This window comes from Bacillus sp. FSL M7-0307 (genome assembly GCF_038627835.1).
In the GTDB taxonomy this organism is placed as follows: Bacteria; Bacillota; Bacilli; order Bacillales; family Bacillaceae; genus Bacillus; species Bacillus altitudinis.
On the sequence record NZ_CP152023.1, the window covers coordinates 2,147,684 to 2,167,668 of the forward strand.

18 protein-coding genes and 1 other annotated feature are annotated in these 19,985 nt (G+C 41.8%); of the genes, 5 read left to right on the forward strand and 13 right to left on the reverse strand.

Going from position 1 to position 19,985, the window contains the following annotated elements; translation table 11 throughout:
• Positions 1 to 53: 53 nt before the first annotated feature.
• Positions 54 to 265, forward strand: a binding site (T-box leader).
• 41 nt (positions 266 to 306) lie between these two features.
• The gene (proC, locus tag MHI41_RS10935) at positions 307 to 1,134 is read left to right on the forward strand and encodes a pyrroline-5-carboxylate reductase (RefSeq protein ID WP_025207584.1); all 828 of its coding nucleotides are present in this window, start codon (positions 307 to 309) and stop codon (positions 1,132 to 1,134) included.
• A gap of 35 nt (positions 1,135 to 1,169) precedes the next feature.
• Here the strand turns inward: proC and MHI41_RS10940 are convergent, their stop codons facing one another.
• Together MHI41_RS10940 and MHI41_RS10945 are read right to left on the reverse strand one after the other, a co-directional pair.
• Entirely contained in the window at positions 1,170 to 1,661 is a 492-nt protein-coding gene (locus MHI41_RS10940) for a DinB family protein (RefSeq protein ID WP_035390754.1), read from the reverse strand.
• A 114-nt stretch (positions 1,662 to 1,775) separates the two neighbouring features.
• Complete coding sequence (locus tag MHI41_RS10945) at positions 1,776 to 3,389, reverse strand: M20/M25/M40 family metallo-hydrolase (protein ID WP_272511687.1); 1,614 nt, start codon at positions 3,387 to 3,389, stop codon at positions 1,776 to 1,778.
• Positions 3,390 to 3,529: 140 nt separating this feature from the next.
• Here MHI41_RS10945 and namA point away from each other — a divergent pair, with 140 nt between their 5' ends.
• Both namA and MHI41_RS10955 read left to right on the forward strand, forming a co-directional pair.
• Entirely contained in the window at positions 3,530 to 4,546 is a 1,017-nt protein-coding gene (namA, locus tag MHI41_RS10950) for an NADPH dehydrogenase NamA (RefSeq protein WP_024718910.1), read from the forward strand.
• A 119-nt stretch (positions 4,547 to 4,665) separates the two neighbouring features.
• Positions 4,666 to 5,430 carry an alpha/beta hydrolase gene (locus MHI41_RS10955; RefSeq protein WP_272511688.1) on the forward strand — a complete coding sequence of 255 codons (765 nt, stop codon included), beginning with the start codon at positions 4,666 to 4,668 and terminating at the stop codon, positions 5,428 to 5,430.
• 44 nt (positions 5,431 to 5,474) lie between these two features.
• Here MHI41_RS10955 and MHI41_RS10960 read toward each other — a convergent pair whose 3' ends face one another.
• Both MHI41_RS10960 and rnz read right to left on the reverse strand, forming a co-directional pair.
• Positions 5,475 to 6,782, reverse strand: a complete 1,308-nt coding sequence (locus tag MHI41_RS10960; RefSeq protein WP_272511689.1) for an aminotransferase class I/II-fold pyridoxal phosphate-dependent enzyme — start codon at positions 6,780 to 6,782, stop codon at positions 5,475 to 5,477.
• 139 nt (positions 6,783 to 6,921) lie between these two features.
• On the reverse strand, positions 6,922 to 7,851 hold the full coding sequence (gene rnz, locus MHI41_RS10965; RefSeq protein ID WP_039165882.1) for a ribonuclease Z: 930 nt from the start codon (positions 7,849 to 7,851) through the stop codon (positions 6,922 to 6,924).
• A 222-nt stretch (positions 7,852 to 8,073) separates the two neighbouring features.
• On the opposite strand from rnz, the gene zwf reads away from it, so the two are divergent.
• Positions 8,074 to 9,549 (forward strand): glucose-6-phosphate dehydrogenase, encoded by a 1,476-nt coding sequence (zwf, locus tag MHI41_RS10970; RefSeq protein ID WP_008342269.1) that lies wholly within the window; start codon positions 8,074 to 8,076, stop codon positions 9,547 to 9,549.
• A gap of 50 nt (positions 9,550 to 9,599) precedes the next feature.
• On the opposite strand, the gene MHI41_RS10975 is transcribed toward zwf, so the two are convergent.
• The 5 genes from MHI41_RS10975 to MHI41_RS10995 all read right to left on the reverse strand — a co-directional run bounded on the left by MHI41_RS10975 (position 9,600) and on the right by MHI41_RS10995 (position 13,907).
• Positions 9,600 to 10,322, reverse strand: a complete 723-nt coding sequence (locus tag MHI41_RS10975; RefSeq protein ID WP_017357941.1) for a GntR family transcriptional regulator — start codon at positions 10,320 to 10,322, stop codon at positions 9,600 to 9,602.
• A 175-nt stretch (positions 10,323 to 10,497) separates the two neighbouring features.
• On the reverse strand, positions 10,498 to 11,904 hold the full coding sequence (locus tag MHI41_RS10980) for a glycoside hydrolase family 1 protein (protein WP_342494192.1): 1,407 nt from the start codon (positions 11,902 to 11,904) through the stop codon (positions 10,498 to 10,500).
• Positions 11,888 to 13,234, reverse strand: coding sequence for a PTS cellobiose transporter subunit IIC (gene celB, locus MHI41_RS10985; RefSeq protein WP_007501108.1), 1,347 nt, complete (start codon positions 13,232 to 13,234; stop codon positions 11,888 to 11,890). Before celB ends, MHI41_RS10980 begins: the two co-directional genes overlap by 17 nt.
• 25 nt (positions 13,235 to 13,259) lie before the next feature.
• Complete coding sequence (locus MHI41_RS10990) at positions 13,260 to 13,592, reverse strand: PTS lactose/cellobiose transporter subunit IIA (RefSeq protein WP_017357943.1); 333 nt, start codon at positions 13,590 to 13,592, stop codon at positions 13,260 to 13,262.
• Between the two features lie 3 nt (positions 13,593 to 13,595).
• A complete protein-coding gene (locus MHI41_RS10995) occupies positions 13,596 to 13,907 on the reverse strand; it encodes a PTS sugar transporter subunit IIB (protein WP_008342261.1) in 312 nt (103 codons plus the stop codon).
• A 437-nt stretch (positions 13,908 to 14,344) separates the two neighbouring features.
• Between MHI41_RS10995 and MHI41_RS11000 the strand changes: the two genes are divergently transcribed.
• Entirely contained in the window at positions 14,345 to 15,343 is a 999-nt protein-coding gene (locus MHI41_RS11000) for a hypothetical protein (protein ID WP_342494193.1), read from the forward strand.
• A 119-nt stretch (positions 15,344 to 15,462) separates the two neighbouring features.
• On the opposite strand, the gene MHI41_RS11005 is transcribed toward MHI41_RS11000, so the two are convergent.
• From MHI41_RS11005 to MHI41_RS11020, 4 genes are all read right to left on the reverse strand, one after another.
• Positions 15,463 to 16,248: an SDR family oxidoreductase gene (locus MHI41_RS11005; RefSeq protein ID WP_342494194.1), complete on the reverse strand. Its 786-nt coding sequence runs from the start codon at positions 16,246 to 16,248 to the stop codon at positions 15,463 to 15,465.
• A 12-nt stretch (positions 16,249 to 16,260) separates the two neighbouring features.
• Positions 16,261 to 17,106: a GRP family sugar transporter gene (locus MHI41_RS11010; protein ID WP_024718904.1), complete on the reverse strand. Its 846-nt coding sequence runs from the start codon at positions 17,104 to 17,106 to the stop codon at positions 16,261 to 16,263.
• Positions 17,107 to 17,223: 117 nt separating this feature from the next.
• Positions 17,224 to 18,633, reverse strand: coding sequence for an NADP-dependent phosphogluconate dehydrogenase (gene gndA, locus MHI41_RS11015; protein WP_008342251.1), 1,410 nt, complete (start codon positions 18,631 to 18,633; stop codon positions 17,224 to 17,226).
• A 98-nt stretch (positions 18,634 to 18,731) separates the two neighbouring features.
• Positions 18,732 to 19,976, reverse strand: a complete 1,245-nt coding sequence (locus MHI41_RS11020) for a DNA polymerase IV (protein ID WP_282833939.1) — start codon at positions 19,974 to 19,976, stop codon at positions 18,732 to 18,734.
• Positions 19,977 to 19,985: the final 9 nt, after the last annotated feature.

The following is a 19,985-nucleotide window of genomic DNA, read 5'->3' on the forward strand; positions in this document are numbered from 1 at the left end:
CTTTCCCTATTGACACAAACTTGTCCATCGTTGCATAATGAACAACAAATATAAGATGCGCGATGACAAGGATTAGTAAGCAAAATAATGATGCAAGAGAGTGAGGTCCGCCGGCTGTAAGGCTTCACCATCCTCTTATTTGCTGAACCTGCCCTTTGAGCTGTTAGGCAAACCTAAACGTTTCCCGCGTTAAGGGACTAGAGCTGAGTATGCATGATTGCATGCTAATTGAGGGTGGTACCGCGAAAAACCTTTCGTCCTTTGCAGACGAGAGGTTTTTTTATTTTCTACAAGGAGGAGCAGCTTATGAGTAAAATTGGATTTATTGGTGCAGGCTCAATGGCCGAGTCTATGATTAAAGGTCTTTTAAAGAGCGGCATTATGTCAAATGAAGATATAATTGTCACAAATAAAACAAATGAAAAACGATTAGAAGAATTACATGCACGTTATGGAGTCAAAACAGATTTCGCTCGTTCCTTTATTTATGAAGAAGCCGATATGCTGGTGTTTGCTTTAAAACCAAAAGATGCGGAAAGTGGCATTTCTGAAGTAAGGCCCCATTTAAATGGACAGCTGATTATTTCTATTTTAGCGGGCATTTCTATTGAAACCATTCAGCATTATGCTGGCGCAAAAACGGCGGTGGTTCGTGCCATGCCAAATACATCAGCGGCCATACAACAATCAGCTACTGGCATTGCTGTCAGTGATGAAGTCACAGAGGCGCAAAAGGAAAAAGCAGTTCAGCTGTTTGAAACGATCGGTCATGTGACGGTTTTAGATGAATCACAGCTGAATGCGGTCACAGCGATTGCAGGCAGCGGTCCTGCCTTTATTTATCATTTGATTGAAGGAATGGAGCGAGGTGCATCGGAACTTGGGATGAACCAAGAGACAGCGAAATTGCTCATTTGTCAAATGATTGCAGGCGCTGCAAATATGCTTCAGGATAGCGGTAAGGAACCTGCTGAATTGCGCAAAGAAATTACGAGCGAAGGTGGAACGACAGAAGCAGGACTTAATACCCTTGCTTCCTATCAATTTGAAGAAGCGATTGTCGATTGTGTGAAAACAGCGACAAAACGCGCAGCAGAATTAAACGACATGTTTTCAGCGAGTACGTATAAGTAAGTGAGAAAAGCACCTGCCTTGATGACAGGTGCTTTTCATCTATCACTCGATGCTCTCATGGACATGATGGCTTTGATTTGATCGAGGTGATGAATTTCATGTAAAGCAATGGTTTCAGCTAAAATTTGGACTGTCATCATCCCTTCTTCAGGATGGAGGCCTGAAAAATCCCATGTATCCTTTTCTAATAGCTGCAGTGTTTTGTTTCTGCTTTCTTTTAGGCGTTCAATCAATGCACTGACCTCTTGTGCGGTATACATTTCATAAGCTCTTCCCTTCACATATATCTCTGGATCATATGATGCGAAAAGCGTGTGCTCATTTGATATTGCCTGCTCTATCCGCTCTGACCAGACTTCTTCTGTATCATACAAATGTCCAACAATTTGTTTAATCGACCACTTGCCTTCCCCAAAAGATTCATCTAATGTAGCCTCATCACATGTCCATACTAACTCCTCAAGCTTACGCAAACTCTCATGAAGTGATCTCATGATCTCTGTTTTTGTTAGTACTCCTGTTTTCACTCTCACAATCCCCCTTCAAATATATGTAAGTATTATTCTATATCATACTCTATTTCTTTAGACAGAAGGTGATTGATATCAAGAAAAGCCCTATCATGACGATAGAGCTTTCACTTAATTCTTTTCTAATAAAGCATGAATTGTTGATTCTAAGAGCGACGGCAAAACGCCAAAAGAGAATGGGACATGCAGCCGTTCTGTCCATTTGTGCGCATCCTTTCCTAATGGACCAACGTTGATGACAGGAACGTTAAGAGCTTCTTTTTCTCCTTGTGGTAACGAGTAACCTTTTTGGTATAGCGGCATGTTGGCTGTATAATCCTCTATATCTTGATTTTCAAGCTGTAAGTAGCTTAAATCAGATAAACCAGGAAAATATTTGACTTCTTCTACTTCGATTCCATAGATCTCTTTTGCTTCTCTTTGAATCTTCTTTAAGGTCGTTTGAATATGCAGATCATCTGTTGAAGAAACAGATGGGTAAAATGGCGGACTATAAAACAACACAATCAGTGCTCCATCTTCCTTACAAAGGCTCGTCAGTTCTGATACAATTTTGGTTGAAAAATCACGATCCCCTAGCTCACCCCGGTTGGCAAAGGCGTAGTTGACAATTCGCTCGACCTCCTGCTTGCCGGATCGTTCAGCAGCTTTTTCGTACAGCTCATGATACGTTAACACCGTGATGTTTGTATCGATGGGTGTAAAATGTTTAAAGCGTTGAAATGCAGCGGTTTTCTGTTTGAGATTGGCTTCGATTTGGGCTGCTGCTTGTTTCGCAGTTTCATAGAGGAGCCCGTGAAGCTCTTCACTAGAGCGGTTCATCATCAGCACATTAAATAAAGAAACAGCCGTGTGAGGCGTTTGAACAGAGTAAGCTTCTTTCAAATCCTTTTGCATCAAATTGGTCGGAGGTGGTGTCACTTCACCATCTACTTCCTCACAATAATCACTATTCAGTTCTAACAGCCTGTTTAATTCAGATACCATAAAATTTGCATTTAATCCTGAGAAGGGCTCACCTACATGTGTTTCAATTCCTTTGCAGAAAAATCCCGCAAGTACCTTCCCTATACTACCTGTATAGATGTATTGGTGCGCATCCCCGGGATACTTTTCAAACATCGGCTCACTGTTTAAACACGCGGTATAATCAAGGTCATACTTCTGCTTGAGCTCCTTTAGTTTCGGAACAGCCTCCAGCATCCCCTGTGAATTCACTTCTTCATCTGGCACTGTGACGAGCAGAATATTTCCTTCAAACCTCCCCGCCATGGCTCTTTCTAGCATGGAAAGCTGGACAGTCAGGCCTGCTTTCATATCCATGGACCCTCGTCCAAACAGCCAGTCACCTGAAGCTAAATCCTCTCTTGCCCTTTTTGGAAGAAGTGCACTTTTTTGAGAAAAGGACGCCATTAACTCTTCGGGCTTACACGCCATATTTTGAAATTCTCCGTAATCCTCTGTATCCACGACATCAAAATGGCTGAGGAGTAAAACAGTACGTGGCAGCGTACTTCGTTTGACAAGTGCCGTTAAAAAATACCGGCCATCTTTCATTGGATGCAAAGCCAAGTGATCAGGATGCTGTTCAAAATACGGCCGCTCCCTCAGCAAGTAATATAAATATTCCGCTAATGCGACTTCTCCCGTTGTACCAGATATGCTTTCATACTGCATAAGAGCTGTGAGTAGCTCCTTTAGTTCACTTTCCGTTTGCCATTTCATCCGTTTATCCCCCTTTGATGTCCATATCTTTCATTATACAAAATCATGTACAAAAGCTATATGGTTTGAGCACCTTTTATGACGAATGTTTGAATGGCTGTTATAATCGGCTATACCATTCTATGAGGAGGCGAAGGTAATTGGAAACAAAGCTTTTTTCACCTTGGACATTAAAAGGTGTCACACTCAAAAACCGCATCGTCATGTCCCCGATGTGTATGTATTCATCCTATGACCGTGATGGAAAATTACAGCCTTTCCACTTTGCACATTATATTTCCCGTGCGCAAGGTCAGGCCGGATTAATTATGGTCGAGGCAAGTGCTGTTTCACCTGAGGGAAGAATTAGTGATCAGGACCTCGGAATTTGGAGTGATGAGCACATTGAAGGATTTGCCTCATTAAACGAACAAATCAAAGCGTACGGAACAAAAACGGCCATCCAGCTAGCCCATGCAGGACGCAAGGCTGAGCTAGATGGTGACATTCTTGCTCCATCCAGCATTCCATTTGACGAGCAATCTAAAACACCTCTTGAGATGTCTATCGATCAAATAAAAGACACAGTTCAGGCGTTTCAAGATGCCGCTGTCCGCGCCAAGAAAGCTGGATTTGACATCATTGAGATTCATGGTGCGCATGGCTATTTGATTAACGAATTTCTCTCACCGCTTGCCAATCACCGGACAGATGAATATGGCGGTTCACCAGAAAATCGTTATCGCTTCTTGAGAGAAGTGGTTGATGCAGTCAATGAAGTGTGGGATGGACCATTATTTGTCCGTGTATCCGCTTCTGATTACACAACAAAAGGACTAGATATTGCAGATTATATTGGCATTGCCGCATGGCTGAAAGAGCAAGGAGTCGATCTAATTGATGTGAGCTCAGGCGCTGTGGTGCAAGCCAGTATTAAAACATTCCCCGGCTACCAAGTCACCTTTGCTGAGAAAATAAGAGAAGGTGCCGGCATCCAAACAGCCGCTGTCGGTATGATCACATCTGGTGTACAGGCCGAAGAAATTTTACAAAATCAGCGTGCTGACTTAATCTTTATCGGCAGAGAATTTTTACGAGATCCGTATTTCCCAAAAACAGCCGCTAAAGAGCTTCGTACATCCATCGAAAGCCCGCGCCAATACGATCGTGCTTGGTAACATCTCTAAGCAAAAAGGTGTCTATTTTTTGAAATAGGCATCTTTTTTGTTTTTAAGAGAAACATCTTTGCCTTTTGTGCCGTCTTTTAGCTAAAGAACCACTTAGAGGAGATGGAAGAATGAACTCGGCATTGATTGAAAGAACGTATCATATAGATGGACATCACTTTTATACAAGGCATCGTCAAGGGAAAAAGGAAGCCACCATTATTTTTGAAGCAGGATATGGAATTTCAGGCGATACGTGGGCGAATATCGCTCGTGATATTGACCCAGAGCTTGGTGTTTTCTTATATGACCGTTTAGGTAATGGAAAAAGCAGCGAAAGCAAAGAAGGAAGAACTTTGCATGATCTTGCGGATGATTTAGATACACTCTTACATCAAGCCAATATTCAGCCGCCATTTCTCATTGTGGCGCACTCATTTGGCTCTCTTGTCAGCCGCTTATGGGCAAGCCGCAGAAAAGAAGATGTTATCGGTATGGTCCTTCTAGACCCAGCAAGTGAGGATCAAGAGCAGGTCATTCTGCCGCTCTTATCAAAGGAAGAACGCACTTCATATATGACGCAGTTCACAGCAGAATGTACACATGAGGACTTTGAGCAAATGCTGCGTACGATCAAAGAGGAGCAAACGCATTATGGGATGATGCCCCTTCTTGTCATTTCATCAGGCAAAAGCCGCTTGTTTCATCCAGCACATGAAGCTTGGCTCAGGCTTCATAAACGAATGCTCACATTGTCATCCCAAAGCGGATGGATTCAGGCGCAGAACAGCTCGCACTATATTCATCACGATGAACCACATATTGTGCAGCTTGCGATTTATGATGTATGGTGTGCAGCAAAACAGCCTGTCTCTTATTATCAAACAGCTAACTAAAAACAAAAACTCCTTGACCGGACATCAGTCAAGGAGTTTTTTCGTTATACCGTTGGTGCTGATTGACTTTTCTCAGACAGCAGCTTTTCAATGCTGACAAGCTGAACGCATAACGTAAAGATGTCAATCGCCTGCTCTAGTTCTTCAAGCGTTGGGAACGTTGGCGCAATACGGATGTTACGATCAAGCGGGTCGTTTCCATAAGGATATGTCGCCCCTGCACCTGTTAGTGTCACACCGGCTTCTTTCGCTTTTTGCACAACAGCTTTTGCACAATGATCGAGTGTATTTAAGCTAATAAAATATCCGCCATTTGGTTTGTGCCACTCAGCGATGCCTGTTCCACCAAGCTTTTCATCAAGGATCGAAAGAACGAGGTCAAATTTCGGCTTAATAATCGCTGCATGCTTTTTCATATGTTCCTTCAATCCTTCTGGATTCTTGAAGAAACGAAGGTGTCTTAATTGATTGATTTTATCTGGCCCAATGGTTTGAACTGATAGCTGTTTTTGAATAAAGCTGACGTTGTCCTGACTAGATGCCATCAGTGCAACACCCGAGCCTGGGAACGTAATTTTAGAAGTAGAGGCGAACATAAACACACGGTTTGCATGTCCTGCTTTGTCTACTGCTTGAAAAATATCTTTTAACGTATCAGGCGTATCTGTTAGATGGTGGACTGCATAGGCATCATCCCAAAAAATACGGAAGTCGTCTGCTTTTGTATGCATGGAAGCAAGACGGTCGACAACCTCATCTGAATACGTAATGCCGTCAGGGTTGCTATATTTTGGTACACACCAAATCCCTTTGATGGCTTCATCTTCTGCAACCAATTTTTCTACCTGATCCATGTCAGGTCCATCCGACTTCATATCTACCGTAATCATCTCTATGTTAAAATGCTCACAAATGGCAAAATGACGATCATACCCTGGGCTTGGTGCTAAGAATTTTACCTTTGGAAGCTTGCCCCAAGGTGTTTTGCTGCCATATACGCCGTGAGTCATGGCACGGGCAATTGTGTCATGCATCATATTCAGGCTAGAATTACCGCCAATGATGATTTGTTCTGGCTTCAGATTGAGCACACTTGCAAAAAATTTCTTTGTTTCAGGAAGGCCTGTCAAGCCGCCATAGTTTCGCACATCTGTACCATCCTCAGCTGTCATTGCATCCTTTGATGTCACGACATCGAGCATGCCCATAGATAAATCGAGCTGTTTTGGTGAAGGTTTCCCTCTAGACATGTCTAAGTGTAAGTTTTTACTTTTGTACGTTTCATACTCTTTTTGTCGTGCTGCATATAGGTCATTTAATTCTGCTTCACTTAACGCTGTAAAACCGCTCATCTTTGATTGTGCCTCCCGTATTCTTCATAGTGTAATTCGTCATTTGTTTTTTCTTCACCATTTTACCACTACCTGAAAAAGAGCGTCATCATAAATATCAAAAAAATCACACAACTTTTTTTGACGATTCATCCAATTTTTACAGGGTACGGTCAATAGGAAAAGAAAAGAAATCATGTGCAGCTTCAGTCAGCGGGAATATATCGCGGGCTTCTTTGAGTAATTGTTTCAGTGACTCTTCCCCTTGGTACCGTGCACTAATATGGGTCAAAATCAGTCTTTTTGCGCCTGCTTCCTGCGCTGTTTTTGCTGCCTGTTCTGTCGTACTGTGATAATAATTATAGGCTAGTTCTGCATCTTCTTTCCCAAATGTTGCTTCATGGACTAACACATCCGCATTCTTGGCAAGCCTTGTTATATTCTCGCACAAACGGGTATCTCCTGAAAATGCAACGATTCTCCCTTTTTTAGGGGGTTCCAAATAATCGGTTCCATCAATCATTCTTCCATCTTCGAGTGTAACGGTTTCCCCATTTTTCAACTTCTGATACAAAGGTCCAGGTTTTACACCGATTTTTTTTAGGTCTTCGGCTTTTAGTGCGCCGGGTACATCTTTTTCCACGACCCGATAACCGTAAGCTGGGATCCCATGAGACACTCGTCTTGCTTCTACTTGAAAGGTCTCATCTTCAAAAACGATCCCTTCCTCTATTTCTATGATATGCAGCGGATAAGTCAAATGCGTTTGTGTCGCTGAAAGTGCCGCGTTTACAAAAGCTTTAATGCCGCTTGGACCATATATCGTCAATTCATCCTCTCCGCCTTGAAAGGACCTGCTGCCAAGCAGACCCGGGAGACCATATACATGATCACCGTGCATATGCGTGATAAAGATCTTCTCAATTTTTCTTGGTTTAATCGTTGTATGTAATATTTGATGCTGCGTCGCTTCTCCGCAATCAAAAAGCCACACGGCTTTTCTCTCTTCTAAAAGCTTCAGCGCAGTGCAAGTGACGTTTCTTGTTTTTGCAGGAATGCCTGCACCTGTTCCTAAAAAGAGCAGTTCCATTACGATTTCCTCCTACAGCCGGTATACAATCTCTTCATTCATATAGAATACATGAAGACAGGATAAATGTGAATTCAGCGGAATTTTTGAAAAAAGTCAAACTCGGGCAGAAAAAGTCGAATCAAATGTTTGCTTTACGAACAATGAACCTTTAAAATAAAGAAAATGTACATACATTCTCGGTTTTTACAACAATGCTACGAATAAAGTGAGGTACTTTTCGTGAATACAGAAACTAACTATCCAAAAGCAGTCATTGTCATTTTTGGCGCAACAGGAGACCTTGCAAAACGCAAGCTCTACCCTTCTATACATAGACTTTATCATAGCGGAAAGCTTGGAGATCAATTCGCCGTTGTAGGTGTTGGACGTCGTCCTTGGTCTCATGAAGACCTAAGAGCTGTGGTAAAAGAATCGGTCTCTTCTGATGATGCAGAAGCAAAAGCAGAGGAATTTATTTCTCATTTCTATTACCATGATTTTGATGTCTCAAGCCCTGCTTCCTATCAAGCACTGAACACGCTTCTTTCTGGTCTTGAAGATACATACAGTATCCCGAATAACCGGATGTTCTATTTAGCGATGGCACCAGAATTCTTCGGAACCATTGCGAAGTTTTTAAAAAGTGAAGGCGTATCAGAAACGACTGGATGGTCTCGACTTGTTATTGAAAAACCGTTTGGTCATGACCTGCCTAGTGCCAAAACATTAAATGAAGAGATCCGAGATGCATTTACAGAGGATCAAATTTATCGTATTGACCACTATCTTGGTAAACAGATGGTGCAAAACATTGAGGTCATTCGTTTTGCGAATGCGATCTTTGAACCGCTTTGGACAAACCGCTATATTTCAAACATTCAAATCACATCGAGTGAATCATTAGGTGTCGAAGACCGTGCGAGATATTACGAGAGTTCTGGTGCACTGAGAGATATGGTACAAAACCATATGCTTCAAATGGTTGCACTACTAGCCATGGAGCCACCGATTAAGCTCAATACAGAGGAAATCCGTAGCGAAAAACGGAAAGCATTGCGTGCGCTTCGTCCATTCTCGAAAGATGAAGTGGATCAATTCTTTGTCCGCGGACAATATGATGCAGGAACGATTGATGGCAATATGGTTCCTTCCTATCTTGAAGAGCAAAATGTGGACCCAAACTCCAACACAGAAACATTCGTTGCAGGGAAACTTCTCATCGATAACTTCAGATGGGCCGGGGTACCATTTTACATTCGTACAGGAAAACGTCTAGAAAAGAAATCCACTCAAATCGTCGTGCAATTTAAAGACATTCCGATGAACCTGTACTACGGAAACGGGAATTCCATGCATCCAAACTTACTTGTGATTCACATTCAGCCAGACGAAGGCATCACCCTTCACCTGAATGCTCGCAAGCTTGATGGCGGAACGTATGCTAAACCAATTAAGCTTGACTATCAAACAAATTACAACGACATCATGAATACACCAGAAGCGTATGAAAAGCTAATTCATGACTGTTTGCTAGGTGACGCAACAAACTTTGCCCACTGGGATGAAGTAGCACTGTCTTGGAACTTTGTTGATCCAATTTCAGAAAAATGGGCTGAAACCAAAACGTTAAAACCAAATTATCCTGCTGGTTCTATGGGACCAAAAGAAGCAGATCAGCTTCTTGAAAAAGATGGATATCACTGGTGGAATATATAAAATCAACAAAAAAAGAGCAGTCTCCCGATTGAGGGGGTTCTGCTCTTTTTTTAAAGTCGTGTTTTCGTAATTTCAACCGTTGAAAAATCAAATTTATCATAGCGATGATGGCTAAAGGAATATTCAAACGGCCGGCCTGTGTTTAAATAAGCCACCTGCTCCACTTCTAGCACCGGATCCGTAGGGTCACAGCCTAAATATTGCTGATCAAGCTGATCTGATTTAGCCGCTCTAATTTTTTTGTGCGCTCCTGCCACTTTTAAATGAAGTGTGTTTGTAATGTAGCTATAGATAGACCCCAATAAAACCTCTTCATCTATTCCCTTAATGACATTGACAGGCATAAAGGTTTTTTCTAATACATATGGCTCTTCTTCCACCAAACGGAGCCGAATAATGTCATAGACGGGTGTGCTTGAGTCAATGGATAAATGAGCTGCCACCTCTTCACTTGGAAAATGCACATCAAAGCGAATGATTTGGCTCGTCACGTTTTTATCTGCCATCACTTTCGTGAACCCTTTATTTTCATGACCTGATACGTTGATCGCACCTTGATTTAGCGCTGCCTTCACAATAAATGTGCCATGACCTCTTTTTCTAAAGAGCAGACCTTCCGCCACTAAAAGATCAAGCGCACGCTTCATCGTCATTCTGCTGCATTTAAATTCAGCGGCAAGCGAGTTTTCATCTGGAATGGGTTGATCTTCTGGATAATATGCTGTTCCTATTCTTTTTCTAATTTCTTCTGAAATGAGTTCGTACTTTGTCATCTCACACCACCAACTGACTTGTTTTTTCATATCCTATCATAGCGCTTTCTAGCCTTCCTCTCATTCTACACTAAGCCTAGTGCGCTTAAAAGGTTCGAGCCACTTTCATTTCAATCCTTTCATCTTTACATAAGAAAAATACTTGCCCTTTTCAAGGAAAGAGCAAGTATCTTGATTAGAAACCATTATTCTCTGAAACCGATTGAAACCAGTAGCCACTTTTTTTGATGGTACGTTTCCCGTCTTTCTCAAGGTCCACTGAGACAAATCCATAGCGATTTTTATAGGCATTCGACCATGACCAATTATCCATAAACGTCCACAGATGATAGCCTTTTACATGACTTCCTTCTTGAATGGCTTGATGCACCCATTTAAGATGCTCAGAAATAAAATCAATGCGGTAATCGTCATGAATCATTCCTTCTTCATCCTGAAACCGCTCTTCTCCTTCGACACCCATTCCATTTTCAGAAATAAAGCATTCAATATTCCCATAGTCTGTCTGGACTTTTTTCAATATATCGTAAATACCCTTTTCATAGATTTCCCAGCCGCGGTACACATTCATTTTTCTGCCCGGCATTTCAAAAGAATCGAAATAATGGTCTGGCATAAATGGTGCATCAGGGTGAGGCATATGTTCCTTTGCTTTCACTCTTCTTGGCTGATAATAGTTGATGCCGAGAAGGTCGATCGTGTTCTCTTGAATGAGTTCAAGGTCTCCTTCCTCCATAGCCGGCATCAATCCTTCTTTCTTTAACACGTCCACTAGCTTTTCAGGGAAATGTCCTTTCACAGCTGGATCTAGGAAGGACCGGTTAAAGAAGGCGTCAGCCATCTCAGCTGCTTCGACATCCCGCGGATTCTGGCTTCGCGGATACGAAGGAGTAAGGTTGAGGATAATGCCTATTTTCCCATCCTGCTTCATCTCTTTATAAGCCGCAATGGCCTTAGCATTTGATAAAATCTCATGAAATCCAACTTGCACTGCCTTTTGGAAATCAACTTCGTTCGGATAATGGAAGCTATACATATATCCACCCTCTACAGGAACAATCGGCTCGTTATGGGTAAACCATTTTTTCACCCGGTCGCCAAATAGCTGAAAACACAATGTCGCATAGCTGACATAATCGTCTACGACCTGCCTGTTTACCCATCCTCCCGTCTCCTGAAGCGCCATTGGCATATCAAAATGATACAAGTTCACAAAAGGTTCAATGTCACTCGCTATCAGTTCATTGATCACATCATTGTAAAAAGCCACAGCTTCTTCATTAACAGCCCCTTTTCCCTCAGGTAAAAGGCGTGACCATGAAATAGATAGACGAAACGAGTTGTGCCCAATCTCCTTCATGAGTCGGATATCCTCTTTGTATTTACGATAAAATTGCGAGGTCACACCTGGACCGACGCCCTGAAAAAAACGAGTCGGCTCTTTTTCAAACCAGTGATCCCAAATGTTCGGTCCCTTTCCATCTCCTGGATAACTGCCTTCTGTTTGCGTAGCAGAGGCAGAAGATCCCCACCAGAAACCTTCTGGAAATGTATATGATTGACTGTTAGTTTCCATCGACATGTATTGAGTCTCCTTCACCTTTGATGTTTGTTTGTTTCGTTTTTTCTGTCGTGACTATTTTTTCATTTTTCACATTCATACGATCAATAAATTTTAGGAACGGGAACCAAATGACAAACACAATCATTAAATTAAACAGCTGAAGCAGACCGCCCGCTAATGAATTTGTTGCCATGACTCCGCTAATAAAGATCGGTACTGTCCATGGAATATTCACGCCTGTCGGAGGCGGCACAATACCTGCGGCCATCGCAAAATAAGAAATACAAGTAATCACCATTGGCGCCAAAATCCATGGAATGAGAATAAGCGGGTTCATCACAATCGGTAAACCGAAGATAATGGGTTCATTGACGTTAAATAAACCTGGTCCTAAGCCGAGCTTTGCTACTTGTTTCAATTGCTTACTTTTAAGAAAAATTAAAATCGTAAACACAACAGCTAGCGTCATACCGGTTCCACCCATACCCACTGTATAGATTTCGATAAACTGCTTGCTGATGATGTTCGGAACCTCACCTGTTTTTGTGTAGCTTTCTAGATTTTGAATGGACAATGTATTCCAAATTGGGTCCATGACAGAGTTGATAATAATTTGGCCGTGGAGCCCAAAGAACCAAAGAATTTGTATAAAGAAAATAGCGATCAAGGTTGGAATGATACCGCTTCCAAGTCCGACAAGCGGCGCCTGAATCGCATTGTAAATCAAGTCATGCATGTTGGTTTTGAACCCTTGTGTAATGATGATATTGATCAGTAAAAAGGTTGTGAGTGTCAAAGTAGCCGGGATGAGTGCAGCAAAAGACTTAGAAACAGCTGGCGGAACCCCTTGCGGCATATTGATGACAAATTTCTTTTGGACAAAATAGCGATAAATTTCAGCAGACAAAAAGCCTGTGATCATTCCAAGGAACATTCCCTTTGCGCCCAAACGATCGACTGGGATGACGCCTGCAATGGATGCACCGCCCTCTTGTTCTAGTAAAAATGGCGTAAGGAGCAGAAAAGAGGCTAAAGCGATCACACCGCCAAAGACAGCTTCCACATCATAGCTTTTCGATAAATAGTAACCAATCCCAAATACAACAAACACACTCATAATGCTGATGGTCGCACTAGGTGCAATATTCAGTGCAGACTGAACACCTTCCAGTGCTGTTTGACTCATGATCTTATCTAAAAATGGCAGATTCATTAATACGACCATGATGGAACCAAAAATCGTTAATGGGAACGCAAGCATAAAGGCATCCCTTAATACCCCTAGATAGCGATTGTTGTTCAATCTCCCAGCAATCGGAACCAAAATCGCACTTATTTTATCAAACATTGGTTTCCCCCCTTGTTTACACCCTTTATTGTTTCAGTGATTGCAATATCGGTAAGAGCTCTCCCACAAGCTCTTTTATCGTCATCGTTGACATGAAATGATCTTCGGCATGCATGAGCAGCAAGGAGAATGAAATCGTTTCTCCGCTTGCCTCTTGCTGTACCATTTGAAAATGGATATCATGTGCATTCCGCAAATCATCTTCCGCTTCTTTGAGAAGGTCAGATGCTACTGTTTCATGACCTTCTCTAAATTGTTTAAGAGATTGAAGCAATTTGCTTCGTGCATTTCCGCTGTGTAAGATCAATTGAAAACTGATTTGTTCTTCCGTGAGTCCTTCGAGTGTTTTCTTTTCCATCCTTTAAGATTCCCCCATCAATGAAACCGCTTGTTCATACGCTTTTTGTCCATCTGCTAGCCCATACGCCTGCATATCGATGACCTCTACTTCAATCCCATATTTTTGAGCTTCTTTTTGAAGATCCCCTTTTAAAAAGCTCATTTGCGGTCCAATTAATACAACATCGGCATGTGCCATTTCTTTTCTCGCTTGGTCTTGTCCGACTGCCCAAATCTCTGCTTCTTCCCCTATAGACTCAGCATGTGCCTTCATCTTTGTGACTAGTAAACTCGTAGACATACCTGAACTGCATGCTAATAAAATACGTTTCATTTCTCTCACCCCATTGTTGTAATAAAAGCGCTTCCAGTTAATATTATATATTTTTATTTTTAAATGTCTAGACATTTAATTATATATGTCTGTATTTTATTTTAAAAATGACCGTATCAATACTCACAACAAGCTTTCAGAACAAAAAAGATCTCATCCAGATATGAACGAGACCCCTTTTCTTTTAAAAAATACTCTCCGAATGAACCATAAAGTAGCTTCTTCTTCAGAAGACAGTCTTTGAGAACTTTGTTAAAATAAGTGCTAATGACTTAGCTCATTCAAAAACCCAATTTTTCATCCCATAAATCATGAGAAGTAACTGCCCAGAGATGGAAACAGATTCTATTCCCACTCAATTTGATGGATAGGTAAACGTCTTTTGCTGCTACTTTTCGAATCTATTCATATCTTTGCAATCAAAAGGAGTGGATATCATGGCAGTCACTCATTTGTGTGAAGCCTGTAAAAGAAACAAGATTGATGTTGTAAAAATTTCTGATGAACCAGCTCAGCCTTATCGATTATGCAATGATTGTCACAGGCGGCTCTTAACCTATTCTTTACGTCCAATTGAATGGTATCACTTAGCGATCATCCACTCTCCAAAGAAATTTTTATTGCACGATGATTTTTATGAAGAAGACGGAGAGGCTTGTCAGCCAGAAGAAGATGTATTGGTCACAGCAGAAGAGAAAATACCCACATTACAAGCGGTTCAACATGATTTGGAGTCTTTATTAGATTTCTCAATCACAAGATGGTTTCTTCAATACGATGTCATCAATGCCCTGAAAAAACACGATACACAAAAAATGTTGATGTCTGTGAAAGCTAGATTTTATGGAACGGAAAATCATGAAGTCAAATCAAGAATGCTGGAGATCGCAGCTGATGTTTTAGGTACTGCAGCTTCGGATTGGGTAAGAGAGCTTTGGGAGAATGATGCCGATAAATTTTTTCATCCGCTTTCTTGGGCAGCAGCCAGTAGTTTACCAGCCGAGGAAGGAATGAGACGTATTTTTGATCAATTGAAATGTGTAAGTGAAAAGGAATTGCCAATGATGGCTCTCTCCAGCCTATATCGTTTCCGTTCACATCACATACTTGATTGGATGGAGTCTCATTGCTCCTCTTTTAACGACAGTTGGGGCAGGTTGGCATCAGCATGCTTTCCAACATGGCTCAGAATGAAATCTTGGCTAAACAAAGGAAGACCTTTCAGTTTAATTGCACTCGATACAATGGCGAACTCTCTAGCAGTTAAAAACGATCCATTTATCGAGAAGTTATCACCTAAAATACTTCGTACAGATATCAATGAAATAGAACCCATTTTATATGATTATCTTCAAAAAGATGGCGTTCCTCGTATCAAAACGAAAGTAGGCATCATCGTGAAGAACAAAGAAGCCATATTTGAAAAAGGCGAATAAATGGATAAAAGCGTGTGCAATGTTTATGCTCACGCTTTTCACTAGCATGACAACATACTAGATCATAATTTGATGTTGTGTTATCCTCTGAGCCCAGCCCGTGATCAACATATGCACGATTATCCTTTTCCTGCTTGGAATCCCGGGTACTTGGTCATACCGCCGTCTACATATAACGTCAACCCTGTCACATAGCTCGCCTCTTTTGATGCAAGCCAGACAGCACATGCTGCCACTTCTTCAGGCTTTCCGATATAGCCAATTGGTATCAGCTCAATGACGCCCTTTTTCAATGCTGGATCATCAAATTTTTCGGCATTGATGGGGGTATCAATTGCACCTGGTGCAATACTGTTTACGCGAATTTTTTTAGGGGCATATTCTAGTGCCAGCGTTTCTGTCAAAAGCTTGGCGCCTCCTTTACTTGCTGCATAATGGACAAAATGAGGCCACGGAATTTGCTGATGGACCGACGACATATTAATAATCGACCCCTCGATCCCATGTTCTGTCATATATTTTAATGCATCACGGCAGCCTAAAAACATACCTGTTAAATTGGTAGACATCACTTTGTTCCAATTATCTAGCGTCATTTCAGTTGAAGGAACTTCATTTTCTATTCCTGCATTATTGATCATGACATCAAGACTGCCATATGTATCAACAGCTTGATCAATCATCGCCTTCATATCCTCTTCTTTTGATACATCCCCTTGAATTTTGACAGCCTGTCCGCCACTTTTTTGAATCTCAGCAATCGTGTCGTCCGGGTTTTCTTTATCGGAGAAATAATTGATCACTACATTGGCTTTTTCTTGTCCAAACCGGCGCGCCATCGCCTGACCTATCCCTGTACCTGCTCCTGTGATGAGAACTGTTTTTTCTTCCAAATCTGGATACATTCGTTTAACCTCCTATTTTGTAAAACCTAGCAGCACACCACCTGCGATAATCATCAAGCAGCCTGCAATAACAAAGCTTGTTTTAGATGCTTTCTCTTTTAATAAATAAATACCGCCTAAAGTCGAGATGACAATTCCTGTTTGAGACATGGAAAAACTTACTGCTACGCCAATGAGCGGAATCGCCAAGAGAAGCCCTAGATTTCCTGTCGACCACACAAGACCAGCAATGATATTTCTGAATGTATATTTGCTAAATGGGTCTTGCTTTAGACTGATCGCTAACGATGAAAGCAGCATGCCGACAGATTGCGGAACGAGCGCAGACCAGCCATCTATATGAAACCATCTTAAAATGACAACATATCCGACGTAGCCTACGGTTGAGATGAGCAAAATGATGATTCCCTTTTTAAAATTGCCGCCTTCGTTCCCGCCACTCTTTTTTTGACCCAGTGATGTCATGACAACACCAGCAATAATAAATAAAATAGCACAAGAACCAATAAGTATGACCGTCATGGTTTGCCATTCTTTGAAGACGATGACACCAAATAATGTCGTGCTCACAAGCTGCATACCCGTTGATAAAGGAACAGCCTTTGACACCCCTAGAAAGGCGACACTTGAAAGCTGATTCATTTGCCCTATACTCCAAAAGATCCCAGAGATAACGGAAACCGCAAAAATAAGCGGTGTCAGTTCCGGCATTTTGATCAAATAGGCGCCGATTGAAAACAAAAAAGCGCCGAGGGTAATGCCGAGTGTTTGCTGATAGGCATTCCCGCCAAGTTTGACACTGATGAGAACAATACTTCCCCAAAATATCGCTGGGAGAAGTGCATATAAAATGCCCACTTCTATCCCTACTTTCTGTTCTTTTTTACTTAGCATCCCTCTTTTTCGGATTTTTAGCCGAATAGATGTAAACACAAAAAAGACCTTACCAAGGTAAGGTCTTTTGAGGTTTTATACTTATTTCATCCATTCAGTATGGAAGACGCCTTCTTTATCTGTGCGCTCATACGTATGTGCGCCGAAGTAGTCACGCTGTGCTTGAATTAAGTTAGCTGGAAGGACAGCTGTACGATAGCTATCAAAGTAAGCAAGTGCACTTGAGAATGAAGGAACAGGAACACCTTGTTCTACTGCAAGTGAAATCACTTTACGAAGTGATGATTGATAGCTTTCTACGATATCCTTGAAGTAAGGATCAAGCAATAGGTTTTTCAATTCAGGGTTACGGTCATAAGCTTCTTTGATTTGCTGCAGGAAGGCTGCACGAATGATACATCCACCACGGAAGATCATCGCAATTTCACCGTATTTCAAATCCCAGTTATACTCTTCAGACGCTGCTTTCATTTGCGCAAAACCTTGTGCATATGAGCAGATTTTACTCATGAAGAGAGCTTTTCTAACAGCTTCGATTAATGCTTGTTTATCTTCAGCTGATTGAGTTGGCTCAGGCCCTTGAATTAATTGACTTGCTTCCACACGCTCATCTTTCATCGCAGAAATAAAACGTGCGAAAACAGATTCCGTAATGATTGGAAGCGGGACACCTAAATCAAGTGAGCTTTGGCTTGTCCATTTTCCAGTTCCTTTTTGGCCGGCTTTATCTAAGATGACATCTACTAGTGGCTGGTTCGTTTCCTCATCCACTTTTGTGAAAATGTCAGCTGTGATTTCGATTAAGTAGCTGTCAAGTTCGCCTTTATTCCACTCTGAGAATACTTCATGAAGCTCCCCTGCTGATAAACCAGCGACATGCTTCAAGATAAAGTATGATTCAGAGATCAATTGCATGTCTCCGTACTCGATACCGTTATGAACCATTTTGACATAATGTCCTGCTCCATCTGGACCGATATACGTTGTACAAGGCTCACCATCTACTTTCGCAGAGATGGCTTCTAAAATTGGTTTCACTAGCTCGTGCGCTTCTTTTTGACCGCCAGGCATGATAGAAGGACCTTTAAGTGCGCCTTCTTCACCGCCAGAAACACCTGTTCCAATGAAGTGAATACCACTTTCCGCAAGCTCTTGGTTACGTCTTTGTGTATCCTTGTAATATGTATTTCCACCATCAATTAAAATGTCACCTTTCTCTAGGTGAGGAAGTAATGATTGAATGGTTGCATCTGTTGCTGCACCCGCTTTTACCATTAAAAGAATTTTACGCGGCGTTTCAAGCGATTGAACAAATTCTTCAATGCTGTATGTGCCTACAACGTTTTTCCCTTGTGATTCTTGAAGAAATTCTTCTGTTTTGCTGCTAGATCTGTTATAAACGGACACGGAGAAACCGCGGCTTTCAATATTTAGGGCAAGGTTTTTCCCCATAACGGCTAGTCCAACGACACCGATTTGTTGTTTTGACATAATTCTGACGTCCCTTCTAACACACTATATTGATTACTGCTGAAATGATGTACCCTTTGAAATTACCACAACATCACCTCTTTTATCAAGTTTTCAGGCTAGTCATTTCCTCTTTCGTCCTGAAAAAAGTCTTTATTAAAACTTGTACCACTTGTTTTGCTCTCTTTTTCCTTAATGGTCACCCCTCTTTGAATGAGTGGTTTACCGTATTTTTCTTTCAATCCGTCTAAAAGAGATTGGAGCGGTTCGTCTTTTGCATCTTCTGTATAAGAGAATAAATCAAGCTGCTTGACGGCTGATTTTCGTTCCACAAGATCGGTCCCCGTCACACCTAAAAGTCTTACTGGCTGGTCATTCCAATGCTTTAGGAATAGCTGCTTTGCCGCCTCAAATAGATCTTCCTTTCGATCAGTTGGATTCGTGAGTGTGACGCTCCGTGTGATATTTTTCCAGCTTGCATAACGAATCATAATGAGCAGCCGATTCGCCATCACTTCTTTTCTTCGTAATCTGGCACTCACCGATTGCGACAGTTTCTCTATTAATGAGACCAGTTCATCTGTATCATCAGAATCGTGAGGAAGAGTGGAAGAATTGCCGACAGATTTAAATTCGTATATTCTTTCTGGATCTACAATCCCGTCATGCTCTCCGTTTGCCTTTTGCTTTAACCTCGGTCCATTGATGCCTAATAACTCTTTCAGCGCATATTCATTCGCTTTCGCTAAATCTTCAATTGTATGAATTCCGATGGTTTTCAGCTTATCTGCCGTTTTCTGTCCAACCCCATGCATGTCACCTGCCGGGAGCGGCCAGAGCATTCTCGGGACATCTCGTTTACGCAAAATGGTAATGCCCATTGGCTTTTTCCAATTAGACGCCATCTTAGCTAGAAATTTATTTGGTGCAATGCCAATGCTAGAAGGAAGCATGAGCTCTTCTACTAGCCTCGTTTGAATATCATGAGCGGTTTTCACGGCATGCTCCGCATAAGGGGTATTGGTTAAATCAATATAGCCTTCATCAATTGAAACGGGTTCAACTAAGTCACTATATTCTCTTAGTATGGTAAACATTTCTTGTGAGGAGCTGCGGTACCGGTCGAAGTTGGGTGTACGCACAATCAGTCCCGGACAAAGCCGCTTCGCTTCCCAGAGTGGCATCGGGGGCTTCACACCGAGTGCTCTTGCCTCGTAGCTGCAGGTCACAACAATCCCTTTGCGCTCTTTTGCATTTCCGCTAATGGCTAATGGTTTCCCTCTCAGAGAAGGGTCATACGCCATTTCTACATTGGCATAAAAAGCATTCATGTCTATATGAAAAATAATATTTGACATTGGAATAACCCCATT

Bases quoted from the DNA above. Each gene is read 5' to 3' on its own strand.
- MHI41_RS10955 (WP_272511688.1), top strand. From the start codon at position 4,666: ATGAACTCGGCATTGATTGAAAGAACGTATCATATAGATGGACATCAC.
- MHI41_RS11005 (WP_342494194.1), bottom strand. From the start codon at position 16,248: ATGTATCCAGATTTGGAAGAAAAAACAGTTCTCATCACAGGAGCAGGT.
- gndA (WP_008342251.1), bottom strand. From the start codon at position 18,633: ATGTCAAAACAACAAATCGGTGTCGTTGGACTAGCCGTTATGGGGAAA.
- MHI41_RS10960 (WP_272511689.1), bottom strand. From the start codon at position 6,782: ATGAGCGGTTTTACAGCGTTAAGTGAAGCAGAATTAAATGACCTATAT.
- MHI41_RS10990 (WP_017357943.1), bottom strand. From the start codon at position 13,592: ATGGAAAAGAAAACACTCGAAGGACTCACGGAAGAACAAATCAGTTTT.
- rnz (WP_039165882.1), bottom strand. From the start codon at position 7,851: ATGGAACTGCTCTTTTTAGGAACAGGTGCAGGCATTCCTGCAAAAACA.
- MHI41_RS10995 (WP_008342261.1), bottom strand. From the start codon at position 13,907: ATGAAACGTATTTTATTAGCATGCAGTTCAGGTATGTCTACGAGTTTA.
- MHI41_RS10975 (WP_017357941.1), bottom strand. From the start codon at position 10,322: ATGACAAAGTACGAACTCATTTCAGAAGAAATTAGAAAAAGAATAGGA.
- MHI41_RS10945 (WP_272511687.1), bottom strand. From the start codon at position 3,389: ATGAAATGGCAAACGGAAAGTGAACTAAAGGAGCTACTCACAGCTCTT.
- proC (WP_025207584.1), top strand. From the start codon at position 307: ATGAGTAAAATTGGATTTATTGGTGCAGGCTCAATGGCCGAGTCTATG.
- MHI41_RS11000 (WP_342494193.1), top strand. From the start codon at position 14,345: ATGGCAGTCACTCATTTGTGTGAAGCCTGTAAAAGAAACAAGATTGAT.
- celB (WP_007501108.1), bottom strand. From the start codon at position 13,234: ATGTTTGATAAAATAAGTGCGATTTTGGTTCCGATTGCTGGGAGATTG.
- MHI41_RS10980 (WP_342494192.1), bottom strand. From the start codon at position 11,904: ATGTCGATGGAAACTAACAGTCAATCATATACATTTCCAGAAGGTTTC.